Source organism: Thermomonas sp., assembly GCF_035369645.1.
In the GTDB taxonomy this organism is placed as follows: Bacteria; Pseudomonadota; Gammaproteobacteria; order Xanthomonadales; family Xanthomonadaceae; genus Thermomonas.
Map to the genome: position 1 here is coordinate 1 of NZ_DAOOUM010000079.1, position 2,028 is coordinate 2,028.

General features: G+C 59.3%; 3 protein-coding genes. All 3 read left to right on the forward strand.

The genetic code is table 11. From position 1 onward, the window contains the following. On the forward strand, positions 1–942 hold a 942-nt coding region (gene rimO / locus PK789_RS11345), incomplete at its 5' end, for a 30S ribosomal protein S12 methylthiotransferase RimO (RefSeq protein WP_324308916.1). 117 nt (positions 943–1,059) lie between these two features. Then, on the forward strand, positions 1,060–1,368 hold the full coding sequence (locus PK789_RS11350; RefSeq protein ID WP_324308917.1) for a transcriptional regulator: 309 nt from the start codon (positions 1,060–1,062) through the stop codon (positions 1,366–1,368). 4 nt (positions 1,369–1,372) lie between these two features. Then, on the forward strand, positions 1,373–1,642 hold the full coding sequence (locus PK789_RS11355; RefSeq protein WP_324308918.1) for a BrnA antitoxin family protein: 270 nt from the start codon (positions 1,373–1,375) through the stop codon (positions 1,640–1,642). Positions 1,643–2,028 lie beyond the last annotated feature (386 nt).

A 2,028-nucleotide genomic window follows, 5' to 3' on the forward strand; every position in this document is an offset into this window, starting at 1 on the left:
TTGAAGCTGACCCCGCATCACTTTGCCTATCTGAAAATTTCCGAAGGCTGCAACCATCGATGCAGTTTTTGCATCATCCCGTCGATGCGCGGCGATCTGGTGTCGCGCCCGGTGGATGAGGTGCTACGCGAAGCCGAAAAACTGGTGCGTGGCGGCGTCAAAGAATTGCTGGTGGTCTCGCAAGACACCAGTGCCTACGGGGTGGATGTGAAATACGCCCCCAAGCTGTGGCGCACGGGCATGTACGAAACCCGGATGAAGGCGCTGTGCGAAGGGCTATCGGAACTCGGTGTGTGGACGCGCCTGCATTACGTCTATCCATACCCGCATGTGGACGACGTGATTCCGCTGATGGCCGATGGCAAAATCCTGCCGTATCTGGACATCCCGTTCCAGCACGCCAGCCCGCGTATTCTCAAGCTCATGAAACGCCCCGGCGCGGTGGATAAAACGCTGGAGCGCATCCACAACTGGCGCAACATTTGCCCGGAGCTGACCATCCGCAGCACCTTTATCGTCGGTTTCCCCGGCGAGACCGAACAGGAATTCGAAGACCTGCTGGACTTCCTTGATGAAGCCCAACTCGACCGCGTCGGCGCATTCGCCTATTCGCCGGTGACGGGTGCCAAAGCCAACGATCTGCCCAACCCCGTGCCCGAGGACGTGAAGCAGGAGCGCCTTGCCCGCTTCATGGAACGGCAGGCTGACATTTCCGCCGCCAAACTCGAAGCCAAAGTGGGCAGCGTGCAGACTTGCATCGTGGATGCCATCGACGGCGAACTGGCCATCGCCCGCAGCAAAGCCGACGCCCCGGAAATCGACGGCTTAGTGCAGATTCAAGACGGCCGCGAAGCCGGCCTGCGCCCCGGCGAATTTGTGCAAGTGCGGATCATGGGCAGCGACGAACACGACCTGTATGGCGAGGTGGAGTACAACGCTTGAGCGCGGATTCCGCTTGCTACGGAGTTTCTAAGCTCCTTGCCCCATGCAGTACGCCCGTTCTTTGCGGAATGCAAGCTCGCTTGACATGGGTAATTGTTTGTAGATACATTTTAATAAATGTTCACCGTCACCGAAACCCCGATGTTCATCCACTACGCCGCCAACGTGTGGAGCGAGGGCGAGCGCGAAGAGTTCGTGGATTTCATCGCTGCCAACCCGGAAGTGGGCGACGTGATCCCGGAGTTCGCGCCGCTGCGCAAAGTGCGCTGGTCGGCGCAGGGCAAAGGCAAGCGCGGCGGCGTGCGTGTGATCTATTACACGCGGCCTGCGGCGGGCAAGGTGAATCTGCTGATCGTGTATCCGAAGTCCAAAACCGAAAGCCTGTCCCAAGCGTTTCTGCGCGAATTGCGCAAGCTGTTGGAGTAATACCATGTCGAAGAAGACCGAAAAACTGTCGCCGTTCGAGAGCGACTTGCTTGAGTCCATCCGTCAAGCCGAGCGCGGGGAGTTCGCTGCTGTGCACACGCCGGAGACCCTCGCTGCACGCAAGCGCGGGCGTCCTGTTGGCAGCGTCAAGGCAGCACCCAAGGTGCCGCTGAATCTGCGCGTTGATCCGGATGTTCTGGCCGTCCTGCGCGCCACCGGCCCCGGCTGGCAAACGCGGGTGAACACCATCCTGCGGGAGCGGTTTGCGTTGTAGGCGGGGCTGGTCATCGTGGTTTCTCGCAATGCGGTCTAACAATTCGTTCAAGCCGAACCCGCTTCGCTCCGGCAACGGCGTGGCGTCGGGCTCTCGACCTATAAGATAGGGATGTTTGAAGACATAAGCGTTAGGCCGCCGCGAGCTTGAGCTTGTCTATACATTGCAGGTCAACGGACTGCCAGCCTTAAAGGCACGAAACGGGCAGCATGTATGAAGTCGTTGTCCGCTGTGAGCAGTGAAAGATGATGCATGCACCGATTGCGCGTCACGGCGAAGGGCGAGCGACCAAGTACTGGTGTCAACAAACAGGCTCACTTGCGACTGCGCTCGGCCTTGTGATCAAAGCTTGCGTCCCATTCAAGCTGCCCAAGCAACTCGGCGAT